Origin of the sequence: Ruegeria faecimaris (assembly GCF_900182615.1) — a bacterium.
Taxonomy (GTDB): domain Bacteria; phylum Pseudomonadota; class Alphaproteobacteria; order Rhodobacterales; family Rhodobacteraceae; genus Ruegeria; species Ruegeria faecimaris.
Genome location: NZ_FXTE01000001.1, coordinates 539,384 through 556,586, shown reverse-complemented (window position 1 = coordinate 556,586; position 17,203 = coordinate 539,384). Strand labels below are relative to the sequence as shown.

Sequence of the window (17,203 nt, the reverse complement as noted above, 5' to 3'; positions counted from 1 at the left end):
TCATTATTCTACGTTCTGCACTTGCTCGCGCATCTGATCTATTACCGCCTTCAACTCAAGCCCCACTGTTGTCAGATCAGCGCTTTGTGCCTTGGAACACAGCGTATTGGCCTCGCGGTTGAACTCTTGCATCAGGAAATCAAGCTTGCGCCCCACGGCGACATCCTGCGCAAACAGATCGCGCGCGGCTGTGACATGGGCTTTCAGCCGGTCAATTTCCTCGGTTATATCAGACTTGACCGCGATCAAGGCCAGTTCCTGTGCAACCCGGTCTGGATCGGCGCCCTGAGCGTTGTCCATCACGCGCTGCAGGTTTTCTCGGAGGTTTTCTGCGATCTTATCCCGACGCTCTTCAGCCAGCTGGGCGGCCTGTTCCGTAAGGGTTGAGACCTGCGTTAGCTGTCCGTCCAGCACATCGGCCAAGGCGCGGCCCTCGGATTCACGCATCTGAATAAAATCGCGCAGCAATGCGTCAAACGCAGCTATCAGATGTTTGACCAAAGGTTCGGGATCATCGGCATCCCCACCCGTTTCCAACATGCCTTTGACCGCAATCAGTTCGGCCGCTGTTGAGGGGGCCAGCACTATCCCCCGTTCTTCTGCCATCGTCTGCGTTCGTGCCATCGCATCAAGCGCGGCAGCCATCGCAACCGGGTTCAGCACCAAATCGGCGGTCGCTTCCTCGCGGCTCAGCTTGAGCGACAGCGTCACATTCCCCCGGCCCAGACCTTTGGACATCCGTGACCGCAGCGCAGCCTCAAGCCCCGTGAGCCATTCAGGCACCCGCAGACGCATATCCAGCCCTTTGCCATTTACGCTGCGCAGCTCCCAGGTCCAGCTGTGTGGACCATGTGTTCCCTTGCCCGAGGCAAATCCGGTCATGGATCTGATCATGCCTGTCTTCTCCGCTTTGCCCGCCCAGTGTTCTTGTCCGCACCTAATGCCATCCTCGTGTGCAGGGCAAGAGTTTGCTGAGAATGACAGCGTCGGACAGAGGTTAACCATTCATTAAAGAATTACTCCAAAATTGACTCAACCCGTGCCAATCTCGTCTAGGCAGGTACCGACAAGGCGCAAAAGCCCCCGGTATCTTGCATTTTATGAAAATGACGGTCGATTGCAGTTAGGGTGATGAAAATGAAGATCTTTTTCGGTAACGGTTCCGGGACTAAATTTGGAAAGATCGTCGCAATGGATCGTTTTGACAGTGGGCGCAGTCTATCGCCCATACAACAGGCCGAAGCGTACTGGACAGCCTTGCTGTCCGGCGATGGTGTTCCTATGCGATCTCAGATCGACCCGCGCGGGCTTGAGAATATCCTGCCTAACACCTTCATCCTTGAACGCATTGCACCCGGTCTGGCCCGGTTTCGTCTGGCCGGCAGTCACTTGAACACACTGGCGGGTATGGAGGTCCGGGGAATGCCGCTGACCGCTTTTTTCGAACCCAGCGCGCGAACTCAGGTTACGGAAATCCTTGAACAGGTTTTTGTCGGTCCTGCCATTGCTGAACTTAAATTGGCCTCGACCGGTGGGTTTGGGCGCACGGATCTTCAGGCGCGAATGATCCTTTTGCCGCTGAAAAGCGATTTGGGCGATGTCAGCCGTGTTCTTGGCGTCATGGTCAGTGACAGGGCGATTGGGGCAACCCCCCGGCGCTTTGATGTAAGCCATCACAAACTGCGTGCTGTGTCAGAAATAAAGGCGCCGCAACAACCGGTTCAGCCTGTTGTAGAAGGATTTGCCGAAAAACAACAAGAGTTCAAACGTCCCGGATCTCACCTTCGATTGGTCGTATCACGGGATAAGTAACGAGTAACGCGTGTTAAATGTAAAGAAGGCGGGCCTATTAGACCCGCCTTTTTAAGATCGTCTGACCAAGTAGTTAGGAGGCTGCGCGTTTGCCGCGGTTCCGGCGCAGATCTGTCAGTTCTTCCGCAACAAGGAAGGCCAGTTCCAACGACTGCGACGCGTTCAAACGTGGATCGCAGGCAGTGTGGTAACGGTCTGACAGATCTTCTTCTGTTACAGCGCGTACACCTCCAGTGCATTCGGTCACGTCTAGCCCGGTCATCTCAAAATGCACACCGCCGGGGATCGTGCCCTCGGCCTGATGCACACCAAAGAAGTCGCGAACTTCGCGCAGCACGGAATCAAAGGGCCGGGTCTTATAGCCGGTGGCCGATTTGATCGTATTGCCGTGCATAGGGTCACAGACCCAGGTCACCTTGGCGCCCTCTTCCTTGACGGCTTTGACCAGACGCGGCAGATGCTCTCCTGCCTTGCCTGCACCAAACCGCGCGATCAGGGTCAGACGCCCTTCTTCGTTTTCCGGGTTCAGTTTGGCCATCAGAACTTTGAGGTCTTCGGCAGATGTCGTCGGACCGCATTTCAGACCGATCGGGTTCAGAACGCCAGAACAGAATTCAACATGCGCGCCATCAGGCTGACGGGTGCGGTCGCCAATCCAGATCATGTGGCCGGACCCGGCCAACCAGTTGCCCGATGTAGAATCAAGACGGGTCAGCGCCTCTTCGTATTCAAGCAGCAGACCTTCGTGGCTGGTATAGAATTCAACCGACGAGAATTCATGCGTTGTGTCAGCGGTGATGCCCGCAGCCCCCATGAAATCAATCGAATCCTGAATTCGGTCAGCAATTTCAGAGTATTTCTGAACATCCTGGCCATCGGCAAAGCCGAGTGTCCACGAATGCACATGGCTCATATCGGCGAAACCACCGGTCGAAAAGGCGCGCAACAAGTTCAATGTTGCCGCTGCCTGCGTATAGGCTTGCAACATCTTGGACGGATTCGGAATCCGCGCCTCGGGCGTGAAATCCAGCTCGTTGATGATATCGCCGCGATAGCTGGGCAGCTCAATGCCATCCACCACCTCTGTCGGTGCGCTGCGCGGTTTGGCGAACTGTCCAGCCATACGGCCCACTTTGACCACCGGCACCTTTGCGCCATAGGTCAGAACCATGGCCATCTGCAGCATCACCTTAAAGGTGTCGCGGATCGCATCCGCGCTGAATTGTTCAAAGCTTTCAGCACAGTCGCCGCCCTGCAGCAGGAAAGCCTCACCCCGCCCCGCAGCACCAAGATGTTGCTTGAGCCGACGTGCCTCACCTGCAAACACCAGCGGCGGATACTGCGAAAGCTGAGCCTCGACTTTTGCCAGCGCGGCTGCGTCGGTATAGTCTGGCATCTGAACCCGGGGCTTGTTGCGCCAGTTCGTTTTTTGCCATTCGGTCATAGCTTTGATCTCCGCTGAAGTATTCAAGTCGCCTCTATACAAAAACGTTTGGTGAGAGGCCATATACGATTTGGACCACTTGACGTCGCAAACAAGCTTTGATCATGGTGGCGGTCAAATCTGTCGCCGGACGTAGGGTCAAACGGCGCCGAATCAAGGACACCTCGCCATGCAAGAGCAACGCCAAGTTGTCACGGTGGAAACCACTGCGGCCAGCCCTCGTCATTTCGTGTTTGTCCTGTTGGACAAATTCTCGCTGCTGTGTTTTGCCTCTGCGCTGGATAGCCTGCGCATCGCAAACCGAATGGCCGACAAAGAGCTTTACAGTTGGAGTCTGTCTGGAGAAGGCGGCGAGACAATCAGATGTTCCGCAGGAACCGAGTTCAAACTGGACGCAGATCTAGCCGAGCTGCAGCGTGATGACGTCGTGCTGATCTGCGGCGGTGTCGATGTTCAAGCCGCTACCACCAAGAAAATTCTGAACTGGGTCCGCCGCGAAGCACGCCGGGGATTGCGCATTGGTGGGCTGTGTACGGCAGCTTATACCTTGGCCAAGGCCGGTTTACTGGATGGCAAGCGTGCGACAATTCACTGGGAAAACTCAGACAGTTTCACCGAAGAATTTGATGAGGTCGAACTGACCAAATCCGTATTCCAGATTGACGGAAACCGGATGACAACAGCCGGTGGTACTTCCTCTATCGACCTGATGCTGAAAATCATCGCCGAGGATTTTGGCGAAGATCTTGCGAACGCGGTGGCCGATCAGCTGATCTATTCCTCGATCCGTACTGATCAGGACACTCAGCGTCTGTCGACCCCGACACGGATTGGGGTGCGCCATCCCAAGCTGAGCCAGGTCATCCTGATGATGGAGAAGAACATCGAAGAGCCGATCTCGCCTTCGCTTCTGGCCAAAGAGGTCGGCATGTCCACGCGGCAGCTAGAGCGTCTGTTTCGCCGTTACCTCAGCCGGTCACCTAAACGCTATTATATGGAGCTGCGCCTGCATAAAGCCCGGAACCTGCTGATGCAGACCGACATGAGCGTGATCAACGTGGCGCTGGCATGCGGGTTTGCCTCGCCGAGCCATTTCTCGAAATGCTACCGGGCGCATTACAACACCACGCCCTATCGTGAGCGCGGTGCGCAAAGCGGGCGCTTGTCTGTTTAATCGCTGGGGGTCATGCGAAAGACAGCGCCCTGCCCGACGGAAACAAACCAGATTGATCCATCTGGTGCCTCGACAATGTCGCGGACGCGTTCCGTCTGAGGGCCCTTGATCTGCTCGACCTCAGTCAAAGGGATGCCTTCAAGCCGAGCGATATAGTCGAATTTGAGCGACCCGACGAATAGATCACCCTTCCATTCGGGCCAAAGCTTGCCTGAATAAATCAAAAGGCCGGATGGGGCGATGGAAGGGTCCCAATAGAATTCAGGTTGCTCCATCCCCGGTTTCGCCGTCCCCTCGCCGATTGCCTGGCCGGAATAGTGCTTGCCATAGGAAATCACCGGCCAGCCATAGTTCCGCCCCGGCCGGATTAGGTTCACTTCATCTCCGCCCTTGGCTCCATGTTCCGATACCCATAGATGCCCCCGTGCATCCAGCCCTGCGCCTTGGGGATTCCGGTGGCCATAAGACCATATCTCAGGCTGAATTCCCCGTTGTCCGACAAATGGATTATCAGCCGGCACCGAGCCGTCCCGATTCACACGGATCACCGAGCCGTTGTGACTCGATTGATCCTGTGCGGTCGGGCGATCACCACGATCGCCGATAGTGACAAGTAATGTCCCGTCCTTTGCCTCGACAATACGAGAGCCAAAATGACGCCCAGAATCTCCACCATTTTCCGCTTCGAAAATCGTGCGCAGATCGGTCAGCTCTGATCCGTCTTCGGACAGGCGCGCAATCGCAAGTGCCGTGCCTGCCCCCTTTGGTTGAGGCTTGGAATAGGTCAGGAAAACCTCACGGCTTTGCGAAAAATCCCTGGCAACGGTTACGTCCAGCAAACCGCCCTGCCCCTTTGCAACCACATTGGGAGTGCCTTTGACGCGAACTATGTTTCCCTCCGACACAAACAGAAGTTCACCTTCGCGGTCAGTTACCAGAAAGGACATGTCAGGCAGGATGCCGATTGCCCAGGGCGTATCGAGCCCCTTCACCATCGCCGTCACACGCGCCGATCCGGAGTTGGTAGTTAGCGATTCTGCCCCGGCCAACCCTGAAACAACAGAAAAGATGAAGATCAAAGCTAGTCTAAACATCTCGTTCTCCTTACCGAAAACACCGCGCCGGGCACATCTGAACAACTAGAACTGTGCGCCACAAAAACACGTTTGCGTTAGGACTTTTCTTTTTCGAACAGCTTGCCTAGGGTCGTGCCCAGAACGAATACGTTCACAACTGGGAGTAACCATATGAAAAAGCTGCTTACAGCAACTGCAGCAACCGCCCTTCTTTCGGGCGCAGCTATGGCCGAAGACGTCACATTGGGTGTTCTGTTCGGCTTTACCGGACCGATTGAATCGCTGGCACCCGCTATGGGTTCAGGCGCCGAGATGGCGATGGCCGAAGTCACCGAATCCGGCAAACTGCTGGATGGCTCGACCGTCACCGCATCGCGCGCTGATACCGGCTGTATCGACAACGGCCTGTCCACCTCGAACGGTGAACGCATGATTGCCGACGGCGTTGCCGGCATCATTGGCGGTGACTGCTCTGGCGTGACCGGAGCGATCCTGCAGAATGTCGCGATCCCGAACGGGATGGTCATGATCTCGCCCTCGGCGACCTCGCCCGGCCTGTCGACCATGGAGGATAACGGCCTGTTCTTCCGCACCGCCCCTTCGGATGCGCGTGAAGGTCAAGTGATGGCAGATATCCTGAATGATCGCGGTATCACTTCAATCGCACTGACCTACACCAACAACGACTATGGCAAGGGTCTGGCAGACGCGATCCAGTCCTCGTTCGAGGCATCGGGCGGCGAAGTCACAATCGTGGCAGCGCATGAAGATGGCAAAGCGGACTACTCGGCCGAAGTTGGCGCGCTGGCCTCCGCCGGTGGCGACATTCTGGTTGTAGCCGGGTATCTCGATCAGGGCGGACTGGGCATCATTCAGTCGGCGCTGGACAGCGGTGCATTCGACACGTTCGGCTTGCCGGGCGGCATGATCGGTGACTCGCTGCCCGCAAATGTCGGTCCCGACCTGAACGGCTCGTTCGGTCAGATCGCCGGTTCAGGTGGTGAAGGTGCTGAAAAGTACTTTGCCATGGCCGAAGCCGCCGGTTTTGACGGATCGTCGCCCTATTCGCCTGAAAGCTATGACGCCGCAGCGCTGTTCATGCTGGCGATGCAGGCCGCTGGTTCGACCAACCCGGCCGACTATGGCAGCAAGATCCTAGATGTTGCCAACGCTCCAGGTGAGAAGATCTATCCGGGTGAGCTGGCCAAAGGTCTGGAACTGTTGGCCGCTGGTCAGGACATCGACTATGTCGGCGCGTCCGGCGTTGAGCTGATCGGCCCCGGAGAAAGCGCAGGTTCATATCGCGAGATCGAAGTCACCGACGGCGAAAACAAGACCGTCAACTTCCGTTGATTTTGGCCTAAGAAGACCTGAAAATAAGCAGCCCGGACCTTGTGTCCGGGCTGCTTCAGTGAAAAAAGACCGCACCTCTTCAATGAGGGTGTGAAAACAAGAACGCCGAAAACGGCGGCTAGGGGAAAAGATGATCGTCGTCGAGGACGTGCATAAGCATTTCGGCGGGTTTCATGCGGTGGATGGGGCATCGCTGGAAATCCAGAAGGGTTCGATCACCGGCCTGATTGGGCCGAACGGGGCCGGAAAGACAACTCTGTTCAACGTGATCGCGGGTGTACTCCCGCCCACCTCTGGACGCGTGTTCATGGATGGCGAGGACATAACCGGCTTGCCACCACACGATCTGTTTCACAAAGGTCTGCTGCGCACTTTTCAGATCGCGCATGAGTTTTCCTCGATGAGTTGCCGAGAGAACCTGATGATGGTGCCCGGCGCGCAATCCGGGGAATCACTTTGGAACACCTGGTTCGGCCGCAAACGCATCGCTAATGAAGAGCGCGCGTTAATGGCTAAGGCCGATGAGGTGTTGGAGTTTCTGACCATCGAACATCTGGCCGATCACAAGGCCGGTCAGGTCTCGGGCGGGCAGAAAAAGCTGCTGGAACTTGGCCGTACCATGATGGTCGACGCCAAGATCGTGTTTCTGGACGAGGTCGGCGCGGGTGTGAACCGCACCCTGCTGATGACCATCGCCGACACAATCCTGCGCCTGAACAAGGAACGCGGCTATACGTTTGTGGTCATCGAACACGACATGGATTTCATCGGCAAAATCTGCGACCCGGTCATTTGTATGGCCGAGGGCAAGGTTCTGGCCCAGGGCACTCTGGACGAGATCAAAGCCAATGAGCATGTGATCGAAGCCTATCTGGGCACCGGCCTGAAGAACAAAGACAAGCTGGAGGCCGGGGCATGAGCGATAATCCTTATCAGGATGACCACGGCAACAAGGATGCCTCGATCACCAATACACACGGCATGGGCACAATGACGCCCGCACATCGCAAAAGCGGAAAGACGCACCGCGTCGAAGGTGGCCCATTCCTGATCGGCGACACCATGACCGGAGGCTACGGCAAGGGCCCGGATATCCTGCATGATTGCACGATTTCCGTCGACGCCGGTGAAATCGCTGTAATCGTTGGCCCCAACGGCGCCGGTAAATCCACTGCAATGAAGGCCGTGTTTGGGATGCTGGATGTCCGCGCGGGATCTGTGCGACTGGACGGAGAAGACATCACCAACCTGTCGCCCCAGGATCGGGTGATCAAGGGGATGGGCTTTGTTCCTCAGACCTCGAACATCTTTACGTCGATGACGGTGGAAGAGAACCTTGAGATGGGTGCCTTTATCCGCCGTGATGATTTCTCGGACACGATGGAGCAGGTCTATGACCTCTTCCCCATCCTCCGCGACAAACGCAACCAGGCAGCCGGAGAGCTGTCAGGCGGTCAGCGCCAACAGGTTGCCGTGGGCCGCGCGCTGATGACCCAGCCCAAAGTGCTGATGTTGGACGAACCGACTGCTGGTGTCTCGCCCATCGTGATGGATGAGCTTTTCGATCGGATCATCGAGGTCTCGCGCACTGGGTTGCCGATCCTGATGGTTGAGCAGAACGCTCGTCAGGCGTTGGAGATCGCCGACAAGGGATATGTGCTGGTTCAGGGGCGGAATGCCTATACCGGCACGGGCAAGGAACTGCTGGCCGATCCAGAGGTTCGTAAGAGTTTCTTGGGGGGGTGAGGATGAATAGATTTAGCTGTCTCGCCGCCTTTTTCGTCTGTCTTTTTGTAACCGTCGCTTCTGCTGAGAGCGCGATACTTCAATCAAAACAAACTGAATCAGAAATTGTGCTTCTTTGTAGGTTTGAGAATCAACGAAATGTGATGCTTTCTGAAACAGAGCACCAATTAATCTGGCACGAAAATGGCTTAGAATACCCAACTAGTGACTGGTCGCATATTCGGGTCACGCATGATCCAATACTTTCGGTATTCGCCTATGGCCCAGACATTGGCAGCCCAAGGCTCGACGTGTTTCAAGGCGTTTTTAATGCGGACAAACCCAACTATGAACTTGGAACTGCAATCTTAAGTGAAACATTGGTTGGACGCGACAAACTACTGACAAGGTCAGTTGAAGGTTTTTGCGAAGCGGAGAATCAAAACTAATGGACTTCCTCAACGCCCTTGTGGCGCTCTCCAACTTCGTCCTTGTTCCCGCAATCGCCTATGGCAGCCAGTTGGCGCTGGGCGCGTTGGGGGTGACGTTAATCTATGGCATCCTGCGGTTCTCGAACTTTGCCCATGGCGACACGATGGCCTTTGGTGCGATGATCGCCGTGCTGGTCACATGGGGCCTGCAGGCCGCCGGGGTCAGTTTCGGGCCGCTGCCAACCGCTCTGCTGGCCCTGCCCTTTGCCATTCTGGGCTGTATCGTTCTGGTTCTGATCACGGATCGGATGGTTTACCGTTTCTACCGGGAACAAAAGGCCAAGCCGGTCATTCTGGTGATCGTCTCGATGGGTGTGATGTTCATCATGAACGGGCTGGTGCGGTTCATAATCGGGCCGGATGATCAAAGGTTCTCGGACGGTGAGCGGTTCATCGTTTCAGCGCGGGAATTCAAGGCGATGACCGGGTTGCGTGAGGGGTTGGCGATCAAGACCTCTCAGGGCATCACTGTGGTTGTGGCCGTAGTCGCCGTGGCACTTTTGTTCTGGTTTTTGAACAAAACCCGCACCGGCAAGTCGATGCGCGCTTATTCGGATAACGAGGATCTGGCGCTGCTGTCCGGCATCAACCCTGAACGTGTGGTGATGATCACTTGGATCCTTGTCGCGGCGCTGGCGACAACTGCGGGTGTGCTTTACGGGTTGGACAAGAGCTTTAAGCCCTTTGTCTATTTCCAGCTTCTGCTGCCGATCTTCGCTTCGGCCATCGTCGGCGGCCTCGGCAACCCGCTGGGCGCTATCGCGGGCGGGTTCATCATCGCGTTTTCCGAGGTGACGATCACCTATGCGTGGAAAAAGGTGCTGACCTATCTGGCACCGGAACATCTGGAGCCTTCGGGGTTGGTCCAATTCCTTTCCACCGATTACAAATTCGCGGTCAGCTTTGTTATCTTGCTTATCGTGCTTCTGTTTAAGCCCACAGGTCTGTTTAAGGGGAAAGCGGTATGATCCTAAGTCTCATTGCATCGATTGCTATTCCTCTGATCGCCGGAGCAACTATTGGCACCGTCGGACTGATTGCCGGAATCGCGGAGGTCGCCCTAGGATGGACGTACCGATATGCTGTGCAAACGGACAACGAGCGGCTGAAAAACTCGGTTCTTTTTGCTGCGGTCGCCGTTCTAATACTGGCAACTGGCTTGGTGCAGGGATGGAACACAGCAATCCTGATCCTGAACATGGGGCTGATCTCGGCCATCATGGCGCTTGGGGTAAACTTGCAATGGGGCTTTGCCGGCCTGTTTAACGTTGGTGTTATGGGCTTTGTTGCGCTGGGCGGGCTGGCAGTTGTGCTGGTCTCAACCCCGCCGACACCCGGCGCGTGGTCATCCGGAGGATACGGGATCGTCCTTTCGTTGCTGTTGGGGGCTGCGACCGTCGTTGCGGCGGTTCTGGTGGCAACAAAAATGCCGAGGGGCCGTGTACAGACGATTGCCATCGTCGCCATTCTGATCGCCGGGTTTTTCATTTACCGTGCAGTGTTTGACCCCAGCGTTGCTGGTGTCGAAGCCATTGACCCAGCCGTTGCGGGCAACCTTGGCGGGTTGAATCTGCCGGTTCTGCTGGCTTGGCCAGCGGGCGGCGTGTTGGCCGCCGGTGCTGCTTGGTTGATCGGCAAAACAGCCCTTGGCCTGCGCTCGGACTATCTGGCGATTGCGACGCTTGGGATTGCCGAAATCATCATCGCAATCATGAAAAACGAGGACTGGCTGGCCCGAGGTGTCAAGAATGTCTACGGCATCCCGCGCCCCTCGCCCGTGGTCGGCTATGAGGTTGAGCTGCAGCAGGATCCATCCTTCATTGCCCGTGCCGATTGGTTTGGGCTGGACCCTGTCATCGCCTCGACCCTGTCGGTCAAGCTGGGCTATTCCCTGCTGTTCATGGTTGTTCTTCTGATCCTGCTGTGGATGGCCCAGATGGCGCTGCGCAGCCCCTGGGGCCGCATGATGCGCGCCATCCGTGACAACGAGGTTGCAGCCGAGGCGATGGGTAAAGATGTCACCCGCCGCCATTTGCAAATCTTCGTTCTGGGCTCTGCCATCTGCGGTATCGCGGGCGCGATGATGACAACGCTGGACGGGCAGTTGACGCCGGGTACCTATAACCCTCTGCGCTTTACATTTCTGGTCTGGGTCATGGTGATCGTGGGCGGATCGGGCAACAACTTTGGTGCTGTGCTGGGCGCATTCCTCATCTGGTTCCTGTGGGTCCAGGTCGAACCGATTGGGTTGTGGCTTATGAACCTGATCACGTCCGGAATGCCCGATGGCAGTGCGCTCAAGACGCATCTGATCGACAGCGCGGCCCATATGCGACTGTTCACGATGGGGTTGATTCTGCTGATTGTTCTTAGATTCAGTCCAAGAGGGCTGATCCCCGAGAAATAGGGCCACAGAACCTCCAATATATGGAACCGCGTCAAGAAATTGGTGCGGTTTCTTGCTTTTGAGTGAGGAACTTACTAGAGCAACTCATCGGCCTGACAAGTTTCACAGTCGTGTTCACCAAATATTTGCCTTTGTGCAGACTACTACCATTTGCCCGCAGGGAATAGAAAACACCGATGAAAACCACTCTTACAAAGACACTCATTCTGTTGCCGGTTCTTGCCTCTTTGACCGCATGTATTCCGTCACCAAAAGATCTGGAAACCACTCCGGTCAAAGTCCAGACCCCCAAGGGCGTGGTAACATGCCAGCTCTACCGGCAGAACCGCGTGGACTGGGACCGGGCAATCGACTTTCCGGCAACAAAAATGTCCGTCCCCGAGGCTGATGCATATTGCAGACAAGAAGGCCAACGCCGTCTGAAGTGACCGTTGTGTGGCCGGGCAATCAGCCCGGCCCGCCATTCAACGATTACGAAATAACCCGCCCAGAATGCCTCGGACGATCCTGCGCCCGGTTGTTCCCTTAAGCTCTTTAATGACGGCCTCGCTCATGGCGGTGGCAAAGGTGTCCTTCTTTCGCACGATCCGCGAAGAAGACCGCGATACTTTGCTACCTGAGTATCGGCGAGCCGTGGCAAATTCGCGTTCTGCAATCGATTGAGACTCAAGCTGTTCTTCTGCCTCGGCTGCGGCCTGTGCTGCGGCATCAGTCCGCGCCTGGAGCATCTCAAAGGCTGATCTGCGATCTATGCGGGTTTCGTATTTGCCTTTCATCGGAGACGCATTCATTACCGTTTGCCGTTCGGCAGCGGTAATCGGCCCCAACTGTGACCCAGGGGGACGGATAAAAGTGCGTTCGACGATGCCCGGAACCCCTTTCTTTTGCAGCATGGATGTAACCGCCTCGCCCACGCCAACCTCACGGATGGCGGCCTCAGTATCAAAGGTTGGATTCTCGCGGTAGGTTTCAGCCGCAAGGCGAAGGTTTTTCCTGTCTCGGGCGGTGAAAGCTCGCAAAGCATGCTGTACCCGGTTACCCAACTGACCCAGAATGTCTTCTGGGATGTCTGCCGGGTTTTGCGAGATGAAATAGACCCCTACGCCCTTTGATCGGATAAGGCGGGCGACCTGCTCGACCTTGTCCACAAGCACTTTGGGCGCGTCTTCGAACAACAGATGCGCTTCGTCAAAGAAAAATACCAGCTTGGGTTTGTCCGGATCGCCGACTTCGGGCAACTCTTCAAACAGTTCGCTCAGCAGCCATAACAGGAACGTCGCATACAGACGAGGTGATCCCATCAGCTTGTCAGAGGCCAGGATGTTCACCATGCCATTCCCGTTGGCATCGGTGCGCATAAGATCGGCCAGTTCCAGGGCAGGTTCGCCAAACAGATTGGTGCCCCCTTGATTTTCAAGAACCAATAACCGTCGCTGGATGGCACCGATCGAGGCGGTTGAGACATTCCCATAGCGCAGCGAAAGATTTGCTCTGTTCTCTCCGATCCAGACCAACAGGGCTTGCAGATCTTTCATATCCAACAGGGGCATACCTTCTTCATCGGCAACCCGAAATGCAATGTTTACAATGCCTTCTTGTGCTTCGCTCAGGTCCATCAGCCTGGACAACAACAAAGGTCCCATCTCGGATACTGTGGTTCGAACCGGATGGCCTTGCTGACCGAACAGGTCCCAGAAAGTGACCGGGCAAGCGGCATATTCGTAATCCGTGAATCCGATGGTTTCGGCACGCTTCTGAAATGCCCCATGTAGCTTGTGACTTTCACTGCCCGCCAGCGCCAAACCAGACAGATCACCTTTGACGTCAGACAGAAACACCGGCACCCCGGCCTTGGAAAACCCCTCGGCCAGGATCTGAAGCGTCACGGTCTTGCCAGTGCCGGTCGCACCGGCGATCAGGCCGTGGCGGTTGGCGTATTTCAACGACAACGTCTGCGGTTGGCTGTAATCTGCGCCACCACCGCCAAGAAATATGTTCTCACTCATATGCTTAAGGCCCTGTTTCCTACCGATCTCCGCCCAGCATACAAAGTTAACCTTTGGCTGCGATAGTTTTCTGGTTGTTCGTGTATGAGAATTGCGCGGTCAACAAACTTCCTCCCTGTCGACTGGCCGCGCGTTCACGCGCGGCCCTTTTTCCACCATAGCTTCATAATTAAATTTTCAGGTTAGCAGTTGACCATCGCGCCGCCCTCTCGTAACGTCTGCTCATAATTAAGTCGGCCGGTCCGACGGGGAGAAAAATTCATGAAAGGGAGCCGCTCCACCGGCTCCCTTTTTTCTTGGCCACACGTATTGCCCACGGGGCCTCAGGCGAGATTCCGATCACTTCTGTCTTTTTACGCTGCATAATGCCTGACACTGCGCGCCAGTGGTGCTAGACCCAGCGAAAAGCCACATCAACAATCACGAGGCAATTATGTTCAGGACACCGATAAAGCTTGTTGCGGCAGCTTTTCTTTTCAACGGCGCCGCCCTGGCGCAAGAGACCACCGACACGACAGAACCTGCCACCGAATCCCCTACGACCGAGCAGGTGGACAATGGTCTCGACCTGGGGCAGCCGGTCGATGAAACCGTCAAGGTCGGACAGCGCTATGACAAAGAAAAATTCGGAGACTGGAGCCTGAACTGTTTGAAGATGAACGCGGGCAAAGATCTGTGTTCGCTGCTACAGGTCATAAATGGCCCGCAAGATGTGCCTATGGCTGAGTTTTCCATGTTCCGCCTACCCGAAGGCGGTTCGGCTGTAGCCGGAGCAAATATCTTGGTTCCGCTTGAAACACTGTTGCAAGCGCAGCTGACCCTCTCAATCGACGGGGCGCCTGCCAAACGCTACAACTATTCGTTTTGTAACCCTGTTGGCTGTGTTGCCCAAATCGGCCTGACCCAAGGGGATATCGACGCAATGAAGCAGGGCAGCAAGGCGACTTTGACCATCGTTCCAGCGCCCGCGCCGGATCAGGTGATCGAACTTGACCTGTCTTTGTCCGGGTTTACCGCAGGCTACGACATTGTTGATGTCGCAACCAACTGAAGACTACATTTCGAGAAAGCCGTTTAACCCAGCGGCTTTCTCAAATCCGCTTCAAGGCAAGTACAGCGTTCAGACCTCCGAAAGCGAAAGCGTTGCTTAGCGCAACCTCGATTTTCGCTTCGCGTGCCTCGTTGGGCACAACGTCCAAAGCACATTCCGGATCAGGTTCTTCGTAGCCAATCGTCGGTGCAATCACCCCATCTCGCAGGGCCATGATACAGGCCAAAAGCTCTACCGCGCCGGTTCCGCCAATCAAGTGACCATGCATCGACTTTGTGGATGAGATCAAAAGTTCGTCCGCATGCGGGCCGAAAACGCCAGCTACAGCGGCACATTCCGTTTTGTCATTGGCCGCAGTACCTGTGCCATGGGCGTTGATATAACCCACCTGATTGGCATTCAGGCCAGCATCAGACAACGCCCCTGACATCGCACGGGCAGCGCCCTGCTTGCTGGGCATCACAATGTCTGATGCATCCGAGGTCATCGCGAAACCAACAACTTCGCACAAAATTTCTGCCCCACGCGCCTTCGCGTGTTCGTATTCCTCGAACACGAAGATGCCCGCACCCTCTCCTTGCACCATACCGTTTCGGTTGGCGCTAAAAGGACGACAGGCATCCTTGGACATCACCCGCAGCCCTTCCCAGGCCTTAACGCCACCAAAGCACAACATGGATTCTGAGCCGCCGGTGATCATCGCAGGGGCCGCCCCGCTGCGCACCATCTGAAAGGCTTGCGCCATCGCATGGTTCGATGAGGCACAAGCAGTCGATACGGTAAAGCTGGGACCTTTGAGGTTATGTTCCATCGATACGTGGCTTGCCGCCGCGTTGTTCATAAGTTTAGGTACAACAAATGGATGGACCCTGTTCTTCCCGTCCTCATAGACTGAACGGTAATTGTCGTCCCAGGTCGAAACGCCACCACCTGCTGTTCCCAGAACCACGCCAGATCGTGCAGCCAACTCACCGTGGAATTCGATCCCGGACTGATCTATGGCCTCTTTGGCCGCGGTCAGGGTAAACTGTGTAAACCTGTCATACAGAGTCATCTGTTGGCGGTTGAACCGACCCTCGGCTTCGAACCCCCGGACCTGCCCACCGATCTTGATCGCCAACCTGTCGACATCTCGAAATTCAAGTTCCGAAATGCCACAACGGCCTTCCCGCATCGCCTCAAGCGTATCTGGAACTGAATGACCAAGCGAATTGATCGTGCCTGCCCCGGTTATTACTACCCGTTTCATTTGCTTGGGTCAGACCTTTTCTGCCACAAGCTTTTCGATCCCAGCAATGATCGCGGCGACATTTGAGATGTCAAAGTCACTGGCCGTTGGTTCATTGGCATTGAACGGAACGGTAATGTCGAACTCTTCTTCGATGGCAAAGATACTCTCGACCAGCCCCAGGCTGTCGATCCCCAGATCTTCGAGCGTACTTTCGGGCGTCACATCCGAAGGCTCCAACACGGCTTGTTCGGCAATGATGGCAATGACGCGGTCGGTGATGCTCATATCGATCCTCTGATTATCACGTTGAATGTGATTTAATCGCTCGGAGGCTGTTTGGAAACAGCCTTTTTCAACGCCTCCACGTCACGAAGCATCCGCGGCAATCTGCGCTGCGCCTTATAGACATCAGTAAAGGTTTCCATCTTCACAGCCGGGTAGCCCATCAACACACGACCGGCAGGTACGTTTGACAGGATTTTGGTACCACCGCCGACAATCACCCGGTCGCCAACGAAAATATTGTCCGAGACGCCTGATTGCCCACCCAGAACCACGTTATTGCCAAGCTCAACCGAACCGGAAATACCAGACTGACCACACAGCAGACAGTCATTACCGACGCGCGTGTTGTGGCCGATATGGACCTGATTATCCAGTTTTGTGCCATTCCCGATGCGAGTATTACGAATGGTCCCGTTGTCGATCGTGCAATTCGCACCGATCTCGACATCGTCGCCAATTTCCACAGAACCAAGCGAATGAATGCGCAGCCAGCTTTGCGCGCTGGCGTCTCCTGCATCCCCCAAGGTCTTGCGCGCGTTCTCTACCCCCGATACTTCGGGCGTAACAAAACTGAACCCGTCGCTACCGATCCTTGCCCCTGGTTGCGCGATAAAACGATCCCCGATCTGCACACGGGCACCAATGCTGACCATTTCGCGCAGAACCGCGTCTTCGCCCAACACAGCATCCATGCCTATGACGCAATGCGGTCCGATATTCGCCCCTCTGCCAACTCGGGCCCGTGCACCAATGACTGCCAGAGGGCCGATTGAGACCCCATTTGCCACATCCGCAGTTGGGTCTATGACTGCCGAAGGGTGAACTCCGGATCCAAAGCCCTGCCCTTTATCCAGCATGGAGGTGATCCCAGCCATCGCCATGCGCGGTCGTCGAACGAATATTGCTGCCTTAAGCCCCAACGCCTGCCAGTCAGCACCTTCCCAAAGGATGGCGACCTGCGCCGAACCCGATCCCAGATCCTCGGCATATTTCGGCGACATCGCCATCGCCAGATCGGTGGCAGTTGCATCCGACGGTTCAGCAGCAGCATGTACGACCAGGCTGGCATCGCCCTGGAACTCAGCGTCAAGGGCATCTGCGATTTGTTGAACTGTATATTTCATGTGGGGCTTCCCGGAACTAGGACC

17 protein-coding genes are annotated in these 17,203 nt (G+C 55.8%); 10 read left to right on the top strand and 7 right to left on the bottom strand.

Annotated elements, in window-relative coordinates; translation table 11 throughout:
- Positions 1 to 3: 3 nt before the first annotated feature.
- Positions 4 to 894: a YicC/YloC family endoribonuclease gene (locus FN806_RS02750; RefSeq protein WP_142633782.1), complete on the bottom strand. Its 891-nt coding sequence runs from the start codon at positions 892 to 894 to the stop codon at positions 4 to 6.
- A gap of 243 nt (positions 895 to 1,137) precedes the next feature.
- On the opposite strand from FN806_RS02750, the gene FN806_RS02745 reads away from it, so the two are divergent.
- Positions 1,138 to 1,812 (top strand): PAS domain-containing protein, encoded by a 675-nt coding sequence (locus tag FN806_RS02745; RefSeq protein ID WP_142633780.1) that lies wholly within the window; start codon positions 1,138 to 1,140, stop codon positions 1,810 to 1,812.
- 73 nt (positions 1,813 to 1,885) lie between these two features.
- On the opposite strand, the gene FN806_RS02740 is transcribed toward FN806_RS02745, so the two are convergent.
- On the bottom strand, positions 1,886 to 3,256 hold the full coding sequence (locus FN806_RS02740; RefSeq protein ID WP_142633778.1) for a class II 3-deoxy-7-phosphoheptulonate synthase: 1,371 nt from the start codon (positions 3,254 to 3,256) through the stop codon (positions 1,886 to 1,888).
- Positions 3,257 to 3,425: 169 nt separating this feature from the next.
- On the opposite strand from FN806_RS02740, the gene FN806_RS02735 reads away from it, so the two are divergent.
- Positions 3,426 to 4,430: a GlxA family transcriptional regulator gene (locus tag FN806_RS02735; protein WP_142633776.1), complete on the top strand. Its 1,005-nt coding sequence runs from the start codon at positions 3,426 to 3,428 to the stop codon at positions 4,428 to 4,430.
- Here the strand turns inward: FN806_RS02735 and FN806_RS02730 are convergent.
- Entirely contained in the window at positions 4,427 to 5,524 is a 1,098-nt protein-coding gene (locus FN806_RS02730) for a PQQ-dependent sugar dehydrogenase (RefSeq protein ID WP_142633774.1), read from the bottom strand. The genes FN806_RS02735 and FN806_RS02730 overlap by 4 nt on opposite strands.
- Before the next feature lie 153 nt (positions 5,525 to 5,677).
- Here FN806_RS02730 and FN806_RS02725 point away from each other — a divergent pair, with 153 nt between their 5' ends.
- From FN806_RS02725 to FN806_RS02695, 7 genes are all read left to right on the top strand, one after another.
- Positions 5,678 to 6,859 (top strand): ABC transporter substrate-binding protein, encoded by a 1,182-nt coding sequence (locus tag FN806_RS02725; protein ID WP_142633772.1) that lies wholly within the window; start codon positions 5,678 to 5,680, stop codon positions 6,857 to 6,859.
- Between the two features lie 130 nt (positions 6,860 to 6,989).
- On the top strand, positions 6,990 to 7,778 hold the full coding sequence (locus tag FN806_RS02720; protein ID WP_142633770.1) for an ABC transporter ATP-binding protein: 789 nt from the start codon (positions 6,990 to 6,992) through the stop codon (positions 7,776 to 7,778).
- Positions 7,775 to 8,605, top strand: a complete 831-nt coding sequence (locus tag FN806_RS02715) for an ABC transporter ATP-binding protein (RefSeq protein WP_142633769.1) — start codon at positions 7,775 to 7,777, stop codon at positions 8,603 to 8,605. The genes FN806_RS02720 and FN806_RS02715 overlap by 4 nt, the downstream gene beginning before the upstream one ends.
- Before the next feature lie 2 nt (positions 8,606 to 8,607).
- Complete coding sequence (locus tag FN806_RS02710; protein WP_142633767.1) at positions 8,608 to 9,033, top strand: hypothetical protein; 426 nt, start codon at positions 8,608 to 8,610, stop codon at positions 9,031 to 9,033.
- The gene (locus tag FN806_RS02705; RefSeq protein ID WP_142633765.1) at positions 9,033 to 10,043 is read left to right on the top strand and encodes a branched-chain amino acid ABC transporter permease; all 1,011 of its coding nucleotides are present in this window, start codon (positions 9,033 to 9,035) and stop codon (positions 10,041 to 10,043) included. Before FN806_RS02710 ends, FN806_RS02705 begins: the two co-directional genes overlap by 1 nt.
- The gene (locus FN806_RS02700) at positions 10,040 to 11,482 is read left to right on the top strand and encodes a branched-chain amino acid ABC transporter permease (RefSeq protein ID WP_142633764.1); all 1,443 of its coding nucleotides are present in this window, start codon (positions 10,040 to 10,042) and stop codon (positions 11,480 to 11,482) included. The genes FN806_RS02705 and FN806_RS02700 overlap by 4 nt, the downstream gene beginning before the upstream one ends.
- 176 nt (positions 11,483 to 11,658) lie before the next feature.
- The gene (locus tag FN806_RS02695; protein ID WP_142633761.1) at positions 11,659 to 11,910 is read left to right on the top strand and encodes a hypothetical protein; all 252 of its coding nucleotides are present in this window, start codon (positions 11,659 to 11,661) and stop codon (positions 11,908 to 11,910) included.
- Between the two features lie 36 nt (positions 11,911 to 11,946).
- Here the strand turns inward: FN806_RS02695 and FN806_RS02690 are convergent, their stop codons facing one another.
- On the bottom strand, positions 11,947 to 13,488 hold the full coding sequence (locus tag FN806_RS02690) for a helicase HerA-like domain-containing protein (RefSeq protein ID WP_142633759.1): 1,542 nt from the start codon (positions 13,486 to 13,488) through the stop codon (positions 11,947 to 11,949).
- A 433-nt stretch (positions 13,489 to 13,921) separates the two neighbouring features.
- On the opposite strand from FN806_RS02690, the gene FN806_RS02685 reads away from it, so the two are divergent.
- Positions 13,922 to 14,539: an invasion associated locus B family protein gene (locus FN806_RS02685; protein ID WP_142633757.1), complete on the top strand. Its 618-nt coding sequence runs from the start codon at positions 13,922 to 13,924 to the stop codon at positions 14,537 to 14,539.
- Positions 14,540 to 14,579: 40 nt separating this feature from the next.
- On the opposite strand, the gene FN806_RS02680 is transcribed toward FN806_RS02685, so the two are convergent.
- From FN806_RS02680 to lpxD, 3 genes are read right to left on the bottom strand one after another with little or no spacing between them, the layout of a single operon-like run.
- On the bottom strand, positions 14,580 to 15,788 hold the full coding sequence (locus tag FN806_RS02680; protein ID WP_142633754.1) for a beta-ketoacyl-[acyl-carrier-protein] synthase family protein: 1,209 nt from the start codon (positions 15,786 to 15,788) through the stop codon (positions 14,580 to 14,582).
- Positions 15,789 to 15,797: 9 nt separating this feature from the next.
- On the bottom strand, positions 15,798 to 16,055 hold the full coding sequence (locus FN806_RS02675) for an acyl carrier protein (protein ID WP_142633752.1): 258 nt from the start codon (positions 16,053 to 16,055) through the stop codon (positions 15,798 to 15,800).
- A 32-nt stretch (positions 16,056 to 16,087) separates the two neighbouring features.
- The gene (lpxD, locus tag FN806_RS02670) at positions 16,088 to 17,179 is read right to left on the bottom strand and encodes a UDP-3-O-(3-hydroxymyristoyl)glucosamine N-acyltransferase (RefSeq protein ID WP_142633751.1); all 1,092 of its coding nucleotides are present in this window, start codon (positions 17,177 to 17,179) and stop codon (positions 16,088 to 16,090) included.
- Between the last annotated feature and the right edge of the window lie 24 nt (positions 17,180 to 17,203).